At 68.0% G+C, this 17,155-nt stretch carries 17 protein-coding genes and 1 tRNA gene; 14 read left to right on the forward strand and 4 right to left on the reverse strand.

Features of this window, described 5'->3' with window-relative positions; all coding sequences use genetic code 11:
• Positions 1 to 3: 3 nt before the first annotated feature.
• From AC3ISA_RS09040 to AC3ISA_RS09090, 11 genes are all read left to right on the forward strand, one after another.
• Positions 4 to 459, forward strand: coding sequence for a chemotaxis protein CheW (locus AC3ISA_RS09040; RefSeq protein WP_159846579.1), 456 nt, complete (start codon positions 4 to 6; stop codon positions 457 to 459).
• The gene (locus AC3ISA_RS09045; protein ID WP_489177621.1) at positions 456 to 1,316 is read left to right on the forward strand and encodes a CheR family methyltransferase; all 861 of its coding nucleotides are present in this window, start codon (positions 456 to 458) and stop codon (positions 1,314 to 1,316) included. Before AC3ISA_RS09040 ends, AC3ISA_RS09045 begins: the two co-directional genes overlap by 4 nt.
• Positions 1,316 to 2,356, forward strand: coding sequence for a protein-glutamate methylesterase/protein-glutamine glutaminase (locus AC3ISA_RS09050; protein WP_489177622.1), 1,041 nt, complete (start codon positions 1,316 to 1,318; stop codon positions 2,354 to 2,356). Before AC3ISA_RS09045 ends, AC3ISA_RS09050 begins: the two co-directional genes overlap by 1 nt.
• A 15-nt stretch (positions 2,357 to 2,371) precedes the next feature.
• Positions 2,372 to 2,761, forward strand: a complete 390-nt coding sequence (locus tag AC3ISA_RS09055) for a response regulator (RefSeq protein WP_008262387.1) — start codon at positions 2,372 to 2,374, stop codon at positions 2,759 to 2,761.
• Positions 2,758 to 3,303, forward strand: a complete 546-nt coding sequence (locus AC3ISA_RS09060) for a chemotaxis protein CheD (RefSeq protein ID WP_372691277.1) — start codon at positions 2,758 to 2,760, stop codon at positions 3,301 to 3,303. Before AC3ISA_RS09055 ends, AC3ISA_RS09060 begins: the two co-directional genes overlap by 4 nt.
• A 2-nt stretch (positions 3,304 to 3,305) precedes the next feature.
• Positions 3,306 to 3,650, forward strand: coding sequence for a DUF8776 family protein (locus AC3ISA_RS09065; RefSeq protein ID WP_135194676.1), 345 nt, complete (start codon positions 3,306 to 3,308; stop codon positions 3,648 to 3,650).
• Positions 3,651 to 3,654: 4 nt separating this feature from the next.
• The gene (locus AC3ISA_RS09070; protein ID WP_489177623.1) at positions 3,655 to 4,245 is read left to right on the forward strand and encodes a response regulator; all 591 of its coding nucleotides are present in this window, start codon (positions 3,655 to 3,657) and stop codon (positions 4,243 to 4,245) included.
• Entirely contained in the window at positions 4,242 to 4,712 is a 471-nt protein-coding gene (locus AC3ISA_RS09075) for a hypothetical protein (RefSeq protein WP_489177624.1), read from the forward strand. The genes AC3ISA_RS09070 and AC3ISA_RS09075 overlap by 4 nt, the downstream gene beginning before the upstream one ends.
• 218 nt (positions 4,713 to 4,930) lie before the next feature.
• Positions 4,931 to 5,007: transfer RNA gene (locus AC3ISA_RS09080), tRNA-Arg, on the forward strand.
• Between the two features lie 233 nt (positions 5,008 to 5,240).
• The gene (locus tag AC3ISA_RS09085; RefSeq protein WP_489177625.1) at positions 5,241 to 5,654 is read left to right on the forward strand and encodes a DUF2231 domain-containing protein; all 414 of its coding nucleotides are present in this window, start codon (positions 5,241 to 5,243) and stop codon (positions 5,652 to 5,654) included.
• A gap of 38 nt (positions 5,655 to 5,692) precedes the next feature.
• On the forward strand, positions 5,693 to 6,958 hold the full coding sequence (locus AC3ISA_RS09090) for a PQQ-dependent sugar dehydrogenase (RefSeq protein WP_489180087.1): 1,266 nt from the start codon (positions 5,693 to 5,695) through the stop codon (positions 6,956 to 6,958).
• A gap of 16 nt (positions 6,959 to 6,974) precedes the next feature.
• Here the strand turns inward: AC3ISA_RS09090 and AC3ISA_RS09095 are convergent, their stop codons facing one another.
• Entirely contained in the window at positions 6,975 to 7,502 is a 528-nt protein-coding gene (locus tag AC3ISA_RS09095; RefSeq protein ID WP_489177626.1) for a MarR family winged helix-turn-helix transcriptional regulator, read from the reverse strand.
• Positions 7,503 to 7,566: 64 nt separating this feature from the next.
• Between AC3ISA_RS09095 and AC3ISA_RS09100 the strand changes: the two genes are divergently transcribed.
• Genes AC3ISA_RS09100 through AC3ISA_RS09110 form a run of 3 tightly spaced genes read left to right on the forward strand, consistent with a single transcriptional unit; the run spans position 7,567 to position 12,236 of the window.
• On the forward strand, positions 7,567 to 9,342 hold the full coding sequence (locus tag AC3ISA_RS09100; RefSeq protein WP_489177627.1) for an N-acetylglutaminylglutamine amidotransferase: 1,776 nt from the start codon (positions 7,567 to 7,569) through the stop codon (positions 9,340 to 9,342).
• Positions 9,332 to 11,101: an N-acetylglutaminylglutamine synthetase gene (ngg, locus tag AC3ISA_RS09105; protein WP_489177628.1), complete on the forward strand. Its 1,770-nt coding sequence runs from the start codon at positions 9,332 to 9,334 to the stop codon at positions 11,099 to 11,101. The genes AC3ISA_RS09100 and ngg overlap by 11 nt, the downstream gene beginning before the upstream one ends.
• Positions 11,102 to 11,111: 10 nt before the next feature.
• Positions 11,112 to 12,236 carry an osmoprotectant NAGGN system M42 family peptidase gene (locus AC3ISA_RS09110; protein ID WP_489177629.1) on the forward strand — a complete coding sequence of 375 codons (1,125 nt, stop codon included), beginning with the start codon at positions 11,112 to 11,114 and terminating at the stop codon, positions 12,234 to 12,236.
• Between the two features lie 181 nt (positions 12,237 to 12,417).
• On the opposite strand, the gene AC3ISA_RS09115 is transcribed toward AC3ISA_RS09110, so the two are convergent.
• From AC3ISA_RS09115 to AC3ISA_RS09125, 3 genes are all read right to left on the reverse strand, one after another.
• Positions 12,418 to 15,375, reverse strand: coding sequence for a TonB-dependent receptor (locus AC3ISA_RS09115; RefSeq protein WP_489177630.1), 2,958 nt, complete (start codon positions 15,373 to 15,375; stop codon positions 12,418 to 12,420).
• Between the two features lie 105 nt (positions 15,376 to 15,480).
• Positions 15,481 to 16,473: a FecR family protein gene (locus tag AC3ISA_RS09120; RefSeq protein ID WP_489177631.1), complete on the reverse strand. Its 993-nt coding sequence runs from the start codon at positions 16,471 to 16,473 to the stop codon at positions 15,481 to 15,483.
• Between the two features lie 87 nt (positions 16,474 to 16,560).
• On the reverse strand, positions 16,561 to 17,142 hold the full coding sequence (locus tag AC3ISA_RS09125) for an RNA polymerase sigma factor (RefSeq protein WP_489177632.1): 582 nt from the start codon (positions 17,140 to 17,142) through the stop codon (positions 16,561 to 16,563).
• Positions 17,143 to 17,155 lie beyond the last annotated feature (13 nt).

Genomic DNA, 17,155 nt, shown 5'->3' on the forward strand with positions numbered 1-17,155 from the left:
ACCATGACCGAAGCCAAAGATCCCCAGCGCGAACTGATCGCCTTCCGCATCGGCAGTCAGGAATTCTGCGTCGACATCATGTCGGTCCGTGAAATCCGCGGCTGGACGCCCGCGACGCCTCTGCCCCGCTCGCCGGGCTACATGAAGGGCGTCATCAACCTGCGCGGCACCGTCCTGCCGATCATCGACCTGGGCGCCCGCTTCGGTCTGACGACGTCCGAGCCGACGGCCCGCCACGTCATCATGGTCGCCCATATCGGCGGCCGGATGGTGGGGCTGCTGGTCGACGCCGTGTCCGACATCCTGCAGATGAGCGAGGCCTCGGTGCAGGCGACGCCCGACGTGGCCAGCGACCAGGTGAAGACCTTCGTCAAAGGCATCTTCTCCATCGACGGCCGCATGATCAGCCTGATCGAACTGGATTACATCCTGCCCCAAGTCGAGGCCGAAGCCGCATGACCGCCGCCGCCGGCCGGGGATCCATCGTCGAGGGCGAGTTCGTCTTCACCGCCGATGATTTCCGACACATCGCCGAAATGCTGCACGCCCATGCCGGCATCGCCCTGAACGAGGGCAAGGCCGCGCTGGTCTATTCGCGCCTGGCCAAGCGTCTGCGCACCCTGGGCCTGACCAGCTTCCGCGACTACTGCGCCCTGGTCGAGGGCGTGGACGGGGTGGACGAGCGCCAGAAGATGACGGCGGCCCTGACGACCAACGTCACCCGCTTCTATCGCGAGCCGCACCATTTCGACGACCTGCGCGACCGGGTCATGCCGGAACTGGTCGCCCGTGCGCGCGCCGGCGGCCGGGTCCGCCTGTGGTCGGCCGCCTGCTCGAACGGGCAGGAGCCCTATTCGATGGCCCTGACCATCCTGTCGGTCCTGCCCGAGGCGGCGGACCTGGACGTGCGCATCCTGGCCACCGACATCGATCCGAACATGGTGGCCCAAGGCCACGACGGCACCTATTCCGAAGAGGCGCTGGAGCCGGCGCCCGTCACCCTGTGGCGCAAATATTTCGACCGCGCCGACCGCGGTAGCTGGACGGCGGGCCAGCAACTGAAGCGTCTGGTCAGCTTCAAGGAGCTGAACCTGATCGGCGACTGGCCGATGAAGGGCAAGTTCGATGTCATCTTCTGCCGCAACGTCGTCATCTATTTCGACGACGCGACCCAGGAGCGGGTGTGGAAGCGGTTCACGCCGCTGATGAACCCCGGCGCGACCCTGTATATCGGCCATTCCGAACGTGTTTCCGGTCCTGCGACCAGCCAGCTTCAAACCGCCGGCCTGACCACCTATCGCCTGGGCGGCGCCTGATGAGCGCGCCCGTCCGCGTCCTGGTCGTCGATGACAGCCTGACCATGCGGGGCCTGATCTCGGCCGCGCTGAAGTCGGACCCCGAGATCGAGGTCGTCGGCACGGCCGCCGATCCCATCGAGGCGCGCGCCGCGATCAAGGCCCTGAACCCCGACGTCCTCACCCTTGACGTCGAAATGCCCAACATGAACGGGCTGGAGTTCCTGGAAAAGATCATGCGGCTGCGGCCCATGCCGGTGGTCATGGTCTCGACCCTGACGGCGGCCGGCACCGACGTGACCCTGGCCGCGCTTGAGATCGGCGCCGTGGACGCCGTGGCCAAGCCGGCGGTCGCCAGCGTGGACGCCTTCCACGATCTGATCGGCAAGGTGAAGATGGCCGCCCGCTCGCGCGTCCGCGCCCGTGGCGACACCCCGGCCGCCGCCGAGGCGCCGCGCACCTATCGGCCCAATCCCAACCACGTCCTGGCCATCGGCTCGTCCACCGGCGGGGTCGAGGCCCTGCTGACGGTGCTCAGCGGCTTCCCCGCCAACTGCCCCGCCACGGTCATCACCCAGCATATGCCGGCGACCTTCACCGCCAGCTTCGCCGCCCGCCTGGACCGCGTCTGCGCCCCGACGGTGACCGAGGCCGTGGACGGCGCGCCGTTGAAGCCTGGCCACATCTATCTGGCGCCCGGCGGCGCGACCCATCTGGAGGTCGCGTCCGGCATGTCGCCGCGCTGCCGACTGGTCGTCAGCGATCCGGTCAACGGACACCGTCCGTCGGTCGATGTGATGTTCGAGTCCGTCGTGCGCCTGAAGCGTCCGATGACGGGCGTCATCCTGACCGGAATGGGCAAGGACGGCGCCAAGGGCCTTCTGGCCATGCGCGAAGCCGGCGGCCGCACCCTGGGCCAGGACGAGGCCACCTGCGTCGTCTACGGCATGCCGAAAGCCGCCTTCGAATTGGGCGCCGTGGAGCGGCAGTTGCCGCTGCACCGCCTGTCCCCCGCCATCCTCGAACTGTGCGCCGATCCGGCCGCGCGGTCAGTCGCCTAACCGGGAGCGTAAATCATGCCCGCCGCCGCCTCTCTCCACTGTCTGGTCGTCGACGATCAGATGACGATGCGCTCGCTGGTCCGCACCAGTCTGCAACAACTCGGCGTTCGCGAGATCCGCGAGGCTGCCGACGGCGAGATCGCGCTGCGCGACATCATCTCCAAGCCCGCGCACCTGATCATCTCGGACTACAACATGCCGAACCTGGACGGGCTGGGTCTGCTGCGCGCCGTGCGCGCCCACCCGCCCACGTCCAAGACCGCCTTCATCATGCTGACCGGCCGGGCCGACCGCGAACTGGTCCAGCGCGCGGTGCAGTTCGGCGTCAACAACTACCTGGTCAAGCCGTTCACGGTCGCTCAGCTCAAAGGCAAGCTGGAAGCCGTCTTCGGTCCCCTGACATGAGTTTCGCCGCTCTGAAGGACAGCGTGGAAAAGCGCGTTCACGTCGGTCAGGGCGAGCACCACATCACGTCTGATCCCAACGTCGTGCTCAGCACCATCCTGGGATCCTGCGTCGCCATGTGCCTGCGCGATCCGCTGGCGGGCGTCGGCGGCATGAACCACTTCCTGCTGCCGGAAGGCTCGGGGGCGGGGACCGACGCCGGGCGTCGCTACGGCGCCTATGCGATGGAGCTGCTGATCAACGACATGCTCAAGGCCGGCGGTCGCCGCGAGCGCATGGAGGCCAAGCTGTTCGGCGGCGGCCGCATGTTCGACAGTCTGCGCGACGTGGGCCGCAGCAACGCCGACTTCGCCGAGAAGTTTCTGCGCGACGAAGGCATTCCGGTCGTGGGCGGCAGCCTGCGTGGCGATGGCGGACGCCGTCTGCATTACTGGCCCGTCTCCGGTCGCGCCCTGCAACGCGCCGTGACCGATGTCGTCGCGCCCAAGCCCGTCCCGGTCATGGCTCCGCCGGTCGATACCGGCGCGCTGGAACTGTTCTGATCATGAGCGCGCCTCCCGAACATGCCGATCTGCTGGCCGCCGTCGCCGACGAGCTGATGCTGGTGCGCGAAGGCATCGACGGGATCGAGGCCCTGGTCAGCGACCTGGTCCGCCGCGCCCCGCCCGAGGAACGCCCCAACGCCCTGACCCAGGCCCAGGCGCTCGACGCCCTGACCCAGCGGCTGGAGGCCCTGTCCGGCGTCCTGCGCATGCTGGGCGGCGGCGCCAGTCCGTCCGAGGCCGTCAGCCGACTGTCGCTGGCCGACATGGCCGGCCGCCTGCGGCCCGCCGCCGGCGAACATCGCCCGGCCTCCACCGCCGACGCCGGCGACCTGATGCTGTTTTGATGTCATGGCCAAGGGCGATCGGGTCAATCTGGCGCACACCACGGTCCTGCTGATCGACGATCAGCCCACGTCGCTGGATATGCTGGGTTCCATCGTTCAGGGCTTCGGCTGCAAGGAACAGATCAAGTGCCCGTCGGCCCAGGCCGCGACGGAACTCCTGGCCCGCCGCGCAGTCGATCTGATCTTGATCGACTGCATCATGCCCGACATGGACGGCTATGAGTTCGTGCGCTGGCTCCGCCGCGACGCACCGACGCCGGCCCGATATGTGCCCGTCATCATGATCCTGGGCCATGCCTCCCAGGCCAAGGTTCATCAGGGACGCGACTGCGGCGCCAGCTTCATGGTCGCCAAGCCCCTGTCGCCGTCGCTGCTGCTCAAACGCATCATCTGGCTGGGCGCCGAGGATCGCGATTTCGTCGAGGCCGAACACTACGTCGGACCCGACCGCCGGGTGCGCAACTATGGCCCGCCTGCCGGCGCCGACGGCCGTCGCGAGAGCGACCTGTCCGGTGAATTGGGCGCCGCCGTCGAAGAGAATATGGATCAGGACGACATCGACATGCTGATGAAACCGATGAAGGTCAGCCTGTGACGGACGCACCGACCAAGCCCACCATCCGCAAGGTCCACACCTCGCTCCAGCGTCAGATGGCCCGCCCCGGCGGACGGCTGATCGTCGAGGCCGAGTCCCGCGCCAATCAGGCGCTGGAGGGTCAGCGCGATCATGTCTTCGATCTGCTGACGACCAATATCGACGCCATCGACGCCCTGTGCGCCAGCCGTCCCGACGACGCCCCGACCCAGATCTACGCCTTCGCCTCCGCCATGGTCGATATGGCCGGCTATCTGGACGTCCCCGCCTTTTTCGAAGCCGCCTTCAGCCTGTGCGAGATCGCCGACCGGATGCGCGCCGCCGGCGTCTGGTCCTGGCCCTCGGTCGAGATCCACGTCCGCGTCCTGCGCCTGACCCTGGCCGATCAGGGCCGGGCCACCGCCGATTCCGACCGCCTGCTGGAAGGCCTGCGCGCCCTGACCGCCCACGTTCCGCCCGCCGGTTAACAGCCTATCCCGATCCTGCGGAACAAGCGTGAAACGAATCAGGACCGAATCGCCGACACCGCCCCATTCGTCCTTTGTTCACCGCGACATGTGGTAGGTTAAGGGGCCTTAACCACAAGCCCGTTCCAACCCGCCGCGACCACCCGCACCAGACTTTTTCATCGCCGGCGGCCGCACCCCCTTTTTCAAATCCCCCCAAGACGCTAGGTCACCCCCGTGGCCCCGTAGCTCAGCTGCATAGAGCAAGGCTTTCCTAAAGCCGAGGTCGGGGGTTGGAGTCCCTCCGGGGTCGCCACCCCTACTAATCTCGTCAATAAAATCATGCCGCTAATGGTGAGGCGTCTAACCGTTTAGACGCGGCTGGCGATGTTGACCTGGGCGTTCATTGGCGAGGCGTCGGTATCCTTGATGCTTCTCGTGCTGCTTCAGCCACGGTCACGCGCAACGACGCAGCGCCGATATCTCAGGCGTTTGAACCATTTCGCGATCAGACGGTTAGCCAAGCCTGACTTCAGGGAGAGGGCCGGCATGAGCACCCACGGACTATCAGGCGCGGTCGTCCGACCGCTGCACGGCCTGTTTCTGGCGTTTCCGATCGCCCTGTTCACCTTCGCCCTGTTCACCGACATCGCCTATCTGAAGACGGCCGAGGTTCAGTGGACCAACTTCTCGGCCTGGTTGATCACCGGCGCTCTGGTGTTCGGCGGGTTGGCGGGCGTCTTTTCTATCCTCGATTTCATTTTCGGCCGGTCGCGTCGCGCGCTGATCCATGTCGTCGCCCTGGCCCTGGCCTGGGTGCTGGGCCTGGTGAACGCCTTTAAACACAGCCAGGACGCCTGGAGCTCGGTCGGCGCCTTTGGCCTGATCCTGTCCATCCTCTGCACAATCCTGGTTCTGGTCGCCGGCTGGACCGCCTATGCCGCGCGGGAAAGCGTCCGATGAACAAGAACCTTCTCGCCGCCAGCGCCGCAACCCTCGCCATGGCCCTGACCGTCGCCTCGTGCGGGAACGCCAGCGATCCCAAGCTGAACCAGACCGGCGCCACGCCCGACCTGCCCCAGGTCAACGAGACCCTGGTTCCGGCGATGAAGATCAGCCCGCCTGCCGGCTGGAACGGCGAGACGCCGATCGTGCCTGCCGGCTTCACCGTCAGCGCCTTCGCCACCGACCTCAAAATCCCGCGCCAGATGCTGGTCCTGCCCAACGGCGACGTCCTGATCGCCGAGGGGCGCGGCGGCCACGCTCCGGCCATGCGGCCCAAGGACGTGATCGCCGGCGTTATCAAGAAACAGGGCAACACCAAGATCGCCGGCGGCAACCGCATCACCCTGCTGCGCGACGCCAATAACGACGGCGTGCCAGAACTGCGCACCGTTCTGGTCGAGAACCTGGATGCACCCTACGGCATGGCCTATGTGGACGGCTTCCTCTACGTCGCCGAACAGGGGGCGCTGGTTCGCTTCGCCTTCCAGCCGGGCCAGACCGGCATCGCGACGCCGGCCCAGCGGGTCACCGCGTTGCCCTCGCGGATCAACCACCACTGGACCAAGTCCCTGACCGTGAGCGCCGACGGGACCAAGCTCTATGTCGGCATCGGCTCCAACTCCAACATCGGCGAACGCGGCATGGCCGTGGAGGAAGAGCGCGCCGTGGTCTGGGAAATCGACCGCGCGACCGGCGCGCGCCGCACCCTCGCCACCGGCATCCGCAACCCGACCGCCCTGGCGATCGAGCCGACGACCAGCCTGTTGTGGTCGGTGGTCAACGAGCGTGACGAGCTGGGTCCGCAACTGGTGCCGGACTACCTGACCCAGGTGAAGGACGGCGCCTTCTACGGCTGGCCCTACAGCTATTGGGGCCAGAACCGCGATCCGCGCGTGATGCCGCAGAACCCGGAGATGGTCGCCAGGGCCATCGCGCCTGACTACGCCCTGGGTTCGCACGTGGCGGCGTTGGGTATCGACTTCGCCCGCAATGGCGGCTTTGGCGGCGCGTTCTCGAACGGCGCCTTCATCGGCATGCACGGCAGCTGGAACCGCCAGGACCCGTCCGGCTACAAGGTCGCCTGGGTGCCCTTCAACGGTGGCCGCCCCGCCGGCCCGCCAGTCGATTTCGCCATCGGCTTCCTGAAGAACGGCGAGGCGCGCGGCCGCCCGGTCGGCGTGGCGTTCGACCCGAACAAGCGCGTTCTGCTGGTCGCCGACGACCTGTCCAACACGGTGTGGCGCATCGCTCCGAGGGGTTAAGAGGCACGGGAGGGCTTCAAGCCTGATCGTGCGGCGAGGCAGGTCCGTCATCCACGCCGCCTTGCCCCGAAGCCGGCGATGTCCGCACCTGCATCATCGTCGCCAGGCGATCCACGGCCATCGCCATGGCGGCCTGGTCGTCCAGCGACAGGCGGGCCAGGCCGGAGATGAAGCCGTCGCCGAGCAGGCCGGGCGAGGTGCTCAGCGCCTGTCGTCCTGCATCCGTCAGCCGCACATGAACCACGCGGCGGTCGATGGTGGAGCGATAGCGGACGGCCATGCCCTTGGCCTCCAGCTTGTCCAGCACGGCGACCACCGTTGGCGGCGACATGGAGACATCGCGCGAGATGGCGCTGGTGCTGACCTCTCCCAGGGCGCGGATGGATTGCAGCACCAGCAGTTGCGGCAGAGTCAGACCCGTCAGGCGGGCGATCTCTCGTGACCGGACGTCGATGGCCTGGGCGATGCGCCGGACCGATCGAACCAGGGACGCCGTGGGATCAGCCGCTACATCGGGAAACGGCTGAAGGGAAATATCGCTCATTCGGTTGAACTCTTTCGTGTCCGAACCATTTGTACGCGCTGCTTCCACAATTCAAGGAGGGCCCATGTGCGGTCTTAGCGGCGAGATCAATTTCGACGGACGACCGGCCGACGCCGGCGCCGTTCAACGCATGACCGATGCGCTCTCGCCCCGTGGACCGGACGGGTCCGGCATCGTGATGCGCGGCCCGGTGGGGCTGGGTCACCGCCGCCTGAAGATCATCGACCTGTCGGAAAAGGCGCAGCAGCCGATGGTGGACGCCGACCTGGGCGTGACCTTGGCGTTCAACGGCTGCATCTACAACTATCCCGAGCTGCGCGAAGAACTGCAGGGGATGGGCTTCCGCTTCTTTTCGCACGGCGACACCGAGGTCATCATCAAGGCCTGGAAGGTCTGGGGCGAGGCCTGCGTCGAGCGGTTCAAGGGCATGTTCGCCTTCGTCCTGCATGAACGCGACACCGGCCGCACCGTGATCGCCCGCGACCGGTTCGGCATCAAGCCGCTGTATCTGGCCGAACAGGGCAAGCGCCTGCGCTTCGCCTCGACCCTGCCGGCCCTGCTGGCGGCGGGCGATGTGGACAAGACCATCGATCCGGTCGGCCTGCACCACTACATGACCTTCCACGCCGTGGTGCCGCCGCCGCACACAATCCTGAAGGGCGTGAAGAAGTTTCCGCCGGGGACCATCCGCGTGATCGAGGCGGACGGAACGGCCAAGGACCGCCTCTACTGGCAGCCCGACATGACCCGCCATGGCGAGGACGCATCCCTGACGGCCGAGGACTGGCGCGACCGGGTTCTGGACAGTCTGCGCGAGGCGGTGAAGCGCCGCATGGTCGCGGACGTGCCGGTCGGCGTCCTGCTGTCGGGCGGCGTGGATTCCAGCCTGATCGTCGGCCTGCTGGCGGAACTGGGCCAGAAGGATTTGATGACCTTCTCGGTCGGCTTCGAAGAAGCCAATGGCGAGAAGGGCGACGAGTTCGTCTATTCCGACCTGATCGCCAAACACTATGGCACCAAGCACCACCAGATCTTCGTGCCGCACCAGCGCCTGATGGAGGCCCTGCCGGGCACCATCGGCGCCATGTCGGAGCCGATGGTCAGTTACGACAATGTCGGCTTCTACCTGTTGAGTCAGGAAGTCTCGAAACACATCAAGGTGGTGCAGTCGGGGCAGGGGGCGGATGAGGTCTTCGCCGGCTATCACTGGTACCCGCCGATGCTGGATACGACCGACCCGGTCGAGACCTACGCCAAGGCCTTCTTCGACCGCAGCCACGCCACGCTGAAGACCCAGCTGAACGGCGCCTATATGGCCGACACCGACGTCAGCCGCGCCCTGGTCGAGGCTCATTTCGCCCAAGGCCGCGCGGCGACCCCGGTCGACCAGGCCCTGCGCCTGGACAGCCAGGTGATGCTGGTCGACGACCCGGTGAAGCGCGTGGACAATATGACCATGGCCTGGGGTCTGGAGGCGCGCGTGCCCTTCCTCGACCACGAGCTGGTCGAACTGGCGGGCCGCATCCCGCCCGAGCACAAGCTGTCTCAGGGCGGCAAGGGGGTGCTGAAGGAGGCCGCCCGCCTGGTGATCCCGTCCGAGGTGATCGACCGCAAGAAGGGCTACTTCCCCGTCCCCGCGCTGAAATACATCCAGGGCCCTTATCTGGAGATGGTGCGCGAGGCCCTGACCAATCAGGCGGCGCGCGACCGGGGCCTGTTCGACAAGGGCTATCTGGACACCCTGTTCGCCAATCCGACCGAGCACATCACGCCCCTGCGCGGGTCGGAGCTGTGGCAGGTCGCGGTCCTCGAAATGTGGATGCAGCAGCATGGCGTCTGACATCCGCCCCGAGCGGTCAAAGGCGCACCGGCTCAAACGCCTGCGCCACGAAGGCCTGAAGCCGCCGGTGCAGTCCGGCGACGGACCGACCCCCGACGCCGTGCTGGACTGCGGGTGGGGGCGGCTGCTGTTCGCCCAGACCTTCGAGACGGCCGAGCCCCTGGTCGAGGCCTTGCGCGCCGAGGGGCCGGACCGCCGCGACATCGCCTTCTATGTCCGCAATCCGCACGTCCTGCTGGCCTCGGCGCCGCAGGAGCTGTTCCTGGATCCGTCGCACACCTATCGGCTGGAACTGGCCACCTATCGCGCCAGCCGCCGCCAGCCCAGGGGCTTCACCGTGCGTCGCCTGACGTCGGAAATGGATGCCCAGGCGGTCAACGACATCTACGCCAAGCGCAAGATGGTGCCGGTTCCGCCCGACTTCTTCTGGTCCCATCGCGACGACAGGACCATCACCTATTTCGTCGCCGAGGATACGGCGACCGGCGTGGTCATCGGCACCGTGACGGGCGTCAACCATGCCCGCGCGTTTCAGGATCCCGAGTGCGGCTCGTCTCTCTGGTGTCTGGCGGTCGATCCCCAGGCGACCCAGCCCGGCGTCGGCGAGGCTCTGGTCCGACGTCTGGCCGAGCATTTCAAGACGCAAGGCCTGGCGCACATGGACCTGTCGGTCATGCACGACAACGACCAGGCCATCGCCCTGTATGAGAAGCTGGGTTTTCGCCGCGTCTCCTTCTTCGGGGTCAAGCGCAAGAACCCGATCAATGAGGCCCTGTTCGTCGGCCCGACCGACGATCACGACCTGAACCCCTATGCCCGGATCATCGTCGACGAGGCGCGTCGGCGCGGCATCCACACCGAGATCATCGACGCCGAGGGCGGACTGTTCCGCCTGAACTGGGGCGGCCGGTCGGTGCGGTGTCGGGAAAGTCTGTCGGAACTGACTTCGGCCGTCGCGCTCAGCATCTGCGACGACAAGCGGATGACGCGCCGCATCGTCGAGGCGGCCGGGGTGCGCGTGCCCGAGCGGATCGACCCCGAAAACCCCTCGGCCATCGATGCGGCTCTGGCCCGCTTCGGCGCCCTGGTGGTCAAGCCCGCGCGCGGCGAACAGGGGCAGGGCGTCGCGGTGGGCCTGACGACGATGAACGAAGTCCAGACGGCCCTGACCCGCGCGCGCCGCATCTGTTCCGAGGTTCTGATCGAGGAACAGGTCCAGGGCGAGGACCTGCGTCTGGTGGTGATCGACTACAAGGTCGTCGCCTGCGCCCTGCGTCGTCCGCCGCGCGTCATCGGCGACGGGCGCTCGACTCTGCGCACCCTGATCGAACATCAGAGCCGCCGCCGCGCCGCCGCGACCGGCGGGGAATCCACCATCCCCATCGACGGCGAGACCGAACGCACCCTGGCCGAGGCGGGCTATGGTCTCGAAGACGTGGCGCCTGAGGGGGCCGAGGTGCTGGTGCGCAAGGCGGCCAATCTTCACCTGGGCGGCACCATCCACGATGTGACGGAGGAGGTGCATCCCGCCCTGATCCGCGCCGCCATCGCCGCCGCCCGCGCCATCGACATTCCGGTCACCGGCATCGACCTGATGGTGAAGTCGCCGCGCGAGCCTGACTACGCCTTCATCGAGGCGAACGAACGTCCCGGCCTGGCCAACCACGAACCCCAACCGACCGCAGAGCGTTTCGTCGATCTGCTGTTTCCCCTGTCCGCGCCGGCCGCCGCGCGGACATTCCCGAGATCCGAAGCCTGAAGGAGGCCCCTTGGCCCGCCCCGCGATAGACCTCGACTACCTGAAGGCCCGCCTGGCGGACCTGCTGAACACGCCCAGCCCGACCGGCTATACGGACGAGGCCGTCTGGCTCTTGTGCCGCGAGCTGGATCGGCTGGGCCTCGACTATGAAATGACCCGACGCGGCGCCATCCGCGCGCGCCTGCCGGGCCGTGCGCCAAAGCCGGCGCGGGCCATCGTCGCCCACGTCGATACCCTGGGCGCCCAGGTCAAACAGGTGAAGGCCAACGGTCGGCTGGAACTGGTCGCCGTCGGTCACTGGTCCTCGCGTTTCGCCGAGGGCGCGCGGGCGACGATCTTTTCCGAAGGCGGCGCCTATCGCGGGACCATCCTGCCGCTGAAGGCGTCTGGCCACACCTTCAACGAGGAGGTGGACACCCAACCGGTGAACTGGCCCCAGGTCGAACTGCGCATCGACGCCGTGACCCATGGTCGTGAGGACACCCTGGCCCTGGGCGTGGACGTCGGCGACATCGTCGCCATCGACCCCCAGCCCGAGTTCATCGACACCGGCTTCATCGTCTCGCGCCATCTGGACGACAAGGCGGGCGTCGCCACCCTGTTGGCCGCGCTGGAATGCATGATCCGCGAGGAACGCACGCCCACCGTCGATACCTGGTGGTTGTTCACCATCGCCGAGGAGGTCGGGTTGGGCGCCTCGTCCGTGCTGATCCCGGACGTGGCCGCCATGGTCACGGTGGACAACGGCACCACCGCGCCGGGCCAGAACTCGTCCGAGTTCGGCGTCACCATCGCCATGGCCGACCAGACGGGGCCGTTCGACTGGCACCTGTCGCGCAAACTGGTCCAGCTGGCCCGCGACCACGACATCCCGCACCAGAAGGACGTGTTCCGCTATTACCGTTCGGACTCGGCCTCTGCGCTGGAGGCGGGCGCCGACATCCGCACGGCGCTTGTCACCTTCGGCATCGACGCCAGCCACGGCTATGAACGCATCCACGAAAGCGCGCTGGAAGACCTGTCGCGCCTGCTGATCGCCTATGCCGAAAGCGACGTCGAAATCGGTCGCGACGCCAAACCCATGAGCGGCGTCAAAGGCTTCACCCACCAGCCGCTGGATGAGGAGCGGGAGTAGCGCGTTCGTCAGAGCAAGGCAGACGCCGGCCAGGTGAAGGGCGCCTCGACGTCCGCCCTTGACCCTGCTCGTGCTGCCGACGTTTGCCGCCAAGGCGGTGCGGCGGTGCGGCGGTGCGGCGGTGCGGCGTCGCAAGGAGGAGGATCAGGCGGACTGACCCCGTCGTACGCCGCGCCGACAGCTACCAGTTCAGCTCCAGGCCGAACGAAAGCTGTCGGCCGGCCGAGCCGATCTGGAGCAGGCGGGCGGGCGTGCGCTCATAGGCCAGGTCGCGGGTGTCGGTCAGGTTTGTGGCGGCGATGGACAGGCGGGTGCGGGCGTCGATCCGGTAAGTGGCCTGCGCGTCCAGATAGCCTGCGGGGCCGACGATGAAGGCCGATACGCCGCCGCCCTGCAGGTCGGCCTCGGAGCGGAAGGCGGACCGCCACGACCAGGACAGGTTCAGCGCGAAGGGACCGCGTTCCAGGTAGGGATTGATCGACCAGGCCAGGTCCGACACGCCGGTCAGACGCTCGCCGCCCGCCAGGCGGCTGTCGGTCCAGGTGGCGCTGGCCCAGACGCCTAGTCCGCCGCCCAATCGGTGGTGCAGGCCGGCCTCCAGTCCGTCGATCCGGGCGTGACCGACATTGCGCGGGCGCGACATCAGGACCGGCGCCTGGACCGCCGCACCGGTCTGGGTCTCGAACGTCAGGATCTCGGTCGCCCAGGTCGCCTGGATGAAGTCGCGGATCGTCTTGTGGAACAGGGCCAGGCTGAAACTGGTCCGGCGGCCGGTGACCTCATAGGACAGATCCAGATTGGTCGAGACGTAGGGCGTCAGTTCGGGGTTGCCGCCGATCCCGCTGAAGATCACGCCCGGTTCGGGGTCGTCGACGGCCGCCTGCCCGTATTGGTAGATGGCCGAGACCAGGACGCTGGCAGGCACCGTCGAGGCGCGCAGGTCGGCCAGGGACGGGCGGGTGATCGTGCGCGACGCCGCCAGGCGCACGACGGCGTCGTCCGCGATGTCGAAGGCCAGGTTCAGACTGGGCAGCAGGATGGCGTCCTCGCCGTGGTGGCTCAGGGGCGTGACCTGCGCCACGCCGCCGACGGCAGACATGCGCGCGCCCTGGACATAGGTGCGTGTCCCGACCAGCCGCAGCCCGGCGTTGCCGAAATAGGACAGGCCGCCCCCGCGCCCGTCGAAGTCCGCCCGGACATAGGCCGCCGCAACCCGCTCCTCGACGCCGTAGGAATTCTGGAGGTCCGAGCCGGTCGGCGTCAGGTCGTCGGGCCGAAAGACCACGTCGTCGCGTTCGCCGGGCAGGACGAAGGCGGCGCGCAGCCGGTCGAACGCCGGCGTGATCCAGGGGCCCGGACGCGCCGCGATCAGGTCGGAAAACACATCCCCCGGCGTGGCGCTGTCATAGAGTTCGGCGATGTCGCCATGGCCGGGGCGCAAGGCCGCGCGTCGGTCGCGGCGCTGATAATCGCGGCTGCGCGTGCTGAACTGACCCCCCATCCGAACGGTCGAAAGCCGAAGGCCGCTCCAGGTTCGGTCCAGGGTGCGGCGGGCGTCTAGGACCGCGGTCACGTCCTCGTCGCGGGATTGGACCGCCCTGATGTTCAACTGGGCCAGAACCAGTTTCGAGGGATCGAGCAGGTCGAAGTCGGTCGTCAGCCGGTCTGCCCGCCGCGCGTCGGCGGCGCCCTTCAGATCGAAAACGTAGGCGACGCCTTCCGGCGACTGGGCCGACAGTCGCTCCAGCGGCGTGTCGAGCACGGAACGGGCGCTGGAGACGCTGAGGCGCGGGGTCAGCCGCCAGTTCCCGAGCTTCAGTTCGGCCCCCAGCGAGGTGGCGATGTTCAGGTGCGACTGGTCCGAAAACTCGGTGTTGTTGTCGATCCGTCCGGCGGCGATCCGCCCGGCCGTGACGACCCCATCCTGAACCCGCTGGATCGCGCCTGGCGTCGTCAACCGCTCGCCCAGGCCGAAGACCAGCCGGTCCTCGCGGATGGCGTTGTCGAAGGTCGAGACCAGGGCGTCGAGATCCAGACGAAGGTCCGGCGAGACCTGCCAGTCCGCGCCGACGAAGCCGCTGCGCCGGCGTCGATCCTCGCTTTCGACCGTGGTGCGCAGGTCGTTGGGAACCGCCAGGGTGCGGCCGTCCACGACGATGTCGCCATACCGCATGACCTGAAACCGGTCGTAGCGGACCGACCTCTGCTCCTGTGAAAGACCGGCGACCAGGCCAGCGAAACCGCTCGATGAGACCCATCGTCCGCCTACGGACAGATTGGGGCTGATGCGTCCGTCGCGCGTTGTCGCCTCGCCGCCCAGCCGAAGCGTCAGGAAAGGATCGCCGTCAAGCCCGCCGGCCGTTTCGATGTCGATGTTGGAGCCTATGCCGCCCTCGGTCATGTCCGCCGTCGCGGACTTGGTCAGGCGCGCGCCCGCCAGCAGATCGACCGACAGGGCGCGAAACCGGAACTGCCGTCCGCTCTGGGTCGAGTTGCGGATATTCTCGTTGAAGGCCACGGGCGCGCCGTTCAGGGTCACGGACTGGAACAGCGGCCCCAGACCCCGCACGCTGACGAATTGACCCTCGCCGACCTCGCGCTCGATGGCCACGCCCGGCACACGCTGCAGGGCCTCGGCCAGATTGGCGGAGGGCAGGTCGCCGATCCGTTCGGACGACAGGCCGTCGGAGATGACGTCGGCGTCGCGCTTGCGCCGCAAGGCCTCGTCGATCCGGTCCGACAGACGACCGACGACCTCGACGGCTTCCAGTTCGGTCGTTTCGGCCGGGGGCGGCGCGGCCGGGGGGACTGTCGGGGCGACGGCCCAGATGCGCACGCCCCGCGACCCGACGAAGCGATAGCGCAGGTCGGTCCCCTCCAGCATCCGCGCCAGGGCGGCGCGCCAGCTCATTCGTCCATTGACTGCGCGCGTGCGCACGTCCCGGCCGGGCCGTTGGACGAAGGCCAGTTCGCACCCCGCCTCAAGGCATAGACGCAACAGGGCGGACGAGGCGCCCTGGCCGGCGATGTCGAAGGTCTGAACGCGCGACTTGGACTGGGCCAAAGCAGGCTGGGCGAGCGCCGACATCACGGCGGCGGCCGCAAACCCGCAGACGACGCGCCGAGGCTTGCGTCGCACGCCGGCGGGCAGCGATGCAGCGGGCGGTTTCAAACAGCGGGCCTCGGGGAGATGTTCCGTGAAGCCCTTAGCGCAGTCCCATGACAGGTCTGCGATACGGTCGCCTCACTCCGCGCGGATCAGCCTTCGGCCCTCTCGGTCCTGCACGATTCGGATCGGCAGCAGGGTCGCCATCCGGTCCTCCAGCGCGTCCTCACCTTCAAGCGGCAGGACCACCGTCACGCGCGTCCGGCCAAGCACAGGATCGGCCAGGATCAGGGGATGGTCCGAGTAGCGGGCGACGGCGGCGACCACGGCCGACAGGGGCGCATCCTGAAACACCAGGCGACGCTTGCGCCAGGCCGTCGCCATCTCGACGTCGTCGGCGGTCTTGCGGATGCCCGGCTTGCCCGGCTGGAAGTCCGCGCGCTCGCCCGGCGACAGCGTCAGGGCGTCGTCCAGCGCAGCCTTGGCCGTCACGTCGCGCGTCCCCACCGCGACCCGCCCCTGCAACAGCGAAATCTGCGCGCCGTCGCCTGTCAGGGCGGTGACGAAGCGCGTGCCGGTCACGATCACCCGACGATCCCCGACCGCCACCTGGAAAGGACGCGCGGTGTTGTGGGCCACCTCGAAATAGGCCGCGCCCCGCTCCAGCGTCGCACGGCGCGCATCGTCTGCCATTTTCACGCGGATTGCGGACCCGGCGTCCAGCGTCACCCGCGACCCGTCGTCCAGGGCGATGTCGGTGATCCGGCCGGGTGCGGCCTCGTAAAGCCGACCCTGTTCGGCGCCGTTCAACATCGGGACCAGCACCACCGCTGCGGCGACGGCCGCCATCGCGAGACCGCCCGCAAACAGAGGACGGCGCGTCACGGCGGTCTTCCGCTCGGTGCGACGCAGGGCCGCCAGGTCGCCGGCGAAGGCGCCCCGCAGCGGTTCCAGCGCGGCCTGGTCGGCCTTGGCCTGTTCATATTGACGCAGATGGTCGGGGTCGGCCTCCAGCCACGCCATCAAGCCCGCCTGCTCGCGCGCGCCCGCGCCCGGCCTCGCCATACGAGCCAGCCACGCCTCGGCCGTCCGTGGACCAGCGGCGATCAGGATGTTCAGGCGCTCCAGCATCAGCGTGGCGATTTCCTCTTCAATGCGCGGTGCAGGTCGCCTTTGCGGCCCGCCTCAAAAAGCACAACGATCCAGATGCGAGACACCTCAGTCGCCCCGCGATTTCTTCAGTTGACGGAGGGCTTCGGCGATATGTTTTTCGACCATACTGACCGATACGCCCAGCCGTCCGGCGATCTGGCGATAGGTCAGGGCTTCGAACCGGTGCAGCAGAAAGGCGTCGCGTGTCTTGGGCGGCAGGGCGCGGATCACGGCGGCGGCGGCGGCCAAGTCCTGGCGGCGGATCAGGCCCGTCTCGGCGTCGGGCGTCTCGCTGGCGATCGCGCGCGGTCCGTTGTCCAGGTCATGGATGTCATGGGCGCTGCGTCGGGCGCTCTCGCGTCCGTCGGACTTCCATCGGTCCAGCTGGATGTTGCGCGCGATGACGAACAGCAGGGGCCGGGCGTCGGCGCTGTTCAGGTCGTGGCCAGCGCGGTGGAAGCGCACGAAGGCCTCCTGAACCACGTCCTCGGCGTCGCCGGCGCCGCGGGTCTTGCGCAGCAGATAGGCGACCAGATCGGCCCGCAGACGGTTCACCTCGGCCTCGACGCCCGTGTCCGCCGCAGGCGCAAAGACGCCCCCTCCTGAACAGGACGAGGCGTCACGGCGAGGCGAACGCGCGGGGATCACGCGCTCGCCTGAC

Source organism: Brevundimonas sp. KH_058, from assembly GCF_057838505.1.

What these genes read in the sequence shown, in the direction of transcription:
- AC3ISA_RS09060 (WP_372691277.1), top strand. Translation starts at nt 2,758, where the DNA reads ATGAGTTTCGCCGCTCTGAAGGACAGCGTGGAAAAGCGCGTTCACGTC.
- AC3ISA_RS09065 (WP_135194676.1), top strand. Translation starts at nt 3,306, where the DNA reads ATGAGCGCGCCTCCCGAACATGCCGATCTGCTGGCCGCCGTCGCCGAC.
- AC3ISA_RS09090 (WP_489180087.1), top strand. Translation starts at nt 5,693, where the DNA reads ATGGCCCTGACCGTCGCCTCGTGCGGGAACGCCAGCGATCCCAAGCTG.
- AC3ISA_RS09055 (WP_008262387.1), top strand. Translation starts at nt 2,372, where the DNA reads ATGCCCGCCGCCGCCTCTCTCCACTGTCTGGTCGTCGACGATCAGATG.
- AC3ISA_RS09120 (WP_489177631.1), bottom strand. Translation starts at nt 16,473, where the DNA reads ATGCTGGAGCGCCTGAACATCCTGATCGCCGCTGGTCCACGGACGGCC.
- AC3ISA_RS09040 (WP_159846579.1), top strand. Translation starts at nt 4, where the DNA reads ATGACCGAAGCCAAAGATCCCCAGCGCGAACTGATCGCCTTCCGCATC.
- AC3ISA_RS09050 (WP_489177622.1), top strand. Translation starts at nt 1,316, where the DNA reads ATGAGCGCGCCCGTCCGCGTCCTGGTCGTCGATGACAGCCTGACCATG.
- ngg (WP_489177628.1), top strand. Translation starts at nt 9,332, where the DNA reads ATGGCGTCTGACATCCGCCCCGAGCGGTCAAAGGCGCACCGGCTCAAA.
- AC3ISA_RS09045 (WP_489177621.1), top strand. Translation starts at nt 456, where the DNA reads ATGACCGCCGCCGCCGGCCGGGGATCCATCGTCGAGGGCGAGTTCGTC.
- AC3ISA_RS09070 (WP_489177623.1), top strand. Translation starts at nt 3,655, where the DNA reads ATGGCCAAGGGCGATCGGGTCAATCTGGCGCACACCACGGTCCTGCTG.
- AC3ISA_RS09100 (WP_489177627.1), top strand. Translation starts at nt 7,567, where the DNA reads ATGTGCGGTCTTAGCGGCGAGATCAATTTCGACGGACGACCGGCCGAC.
- AC3ISA_RS09095 (WP_489177626.1), bottom strand. Translation starts at nt 7,502, where the DNA reads ATGAGCGATATTTCCCTTCAGCCGTTTCCCGATGTAGCGGCTGATCCC.
- AC3ISA_RS09085 (WP_489177625.1), top strand. Translation starts at nt 5,241, where the DNA reads ATGAGCACCCACGGACTATCAGGCGCGGTCGTCCGACCGCTGCACGGC.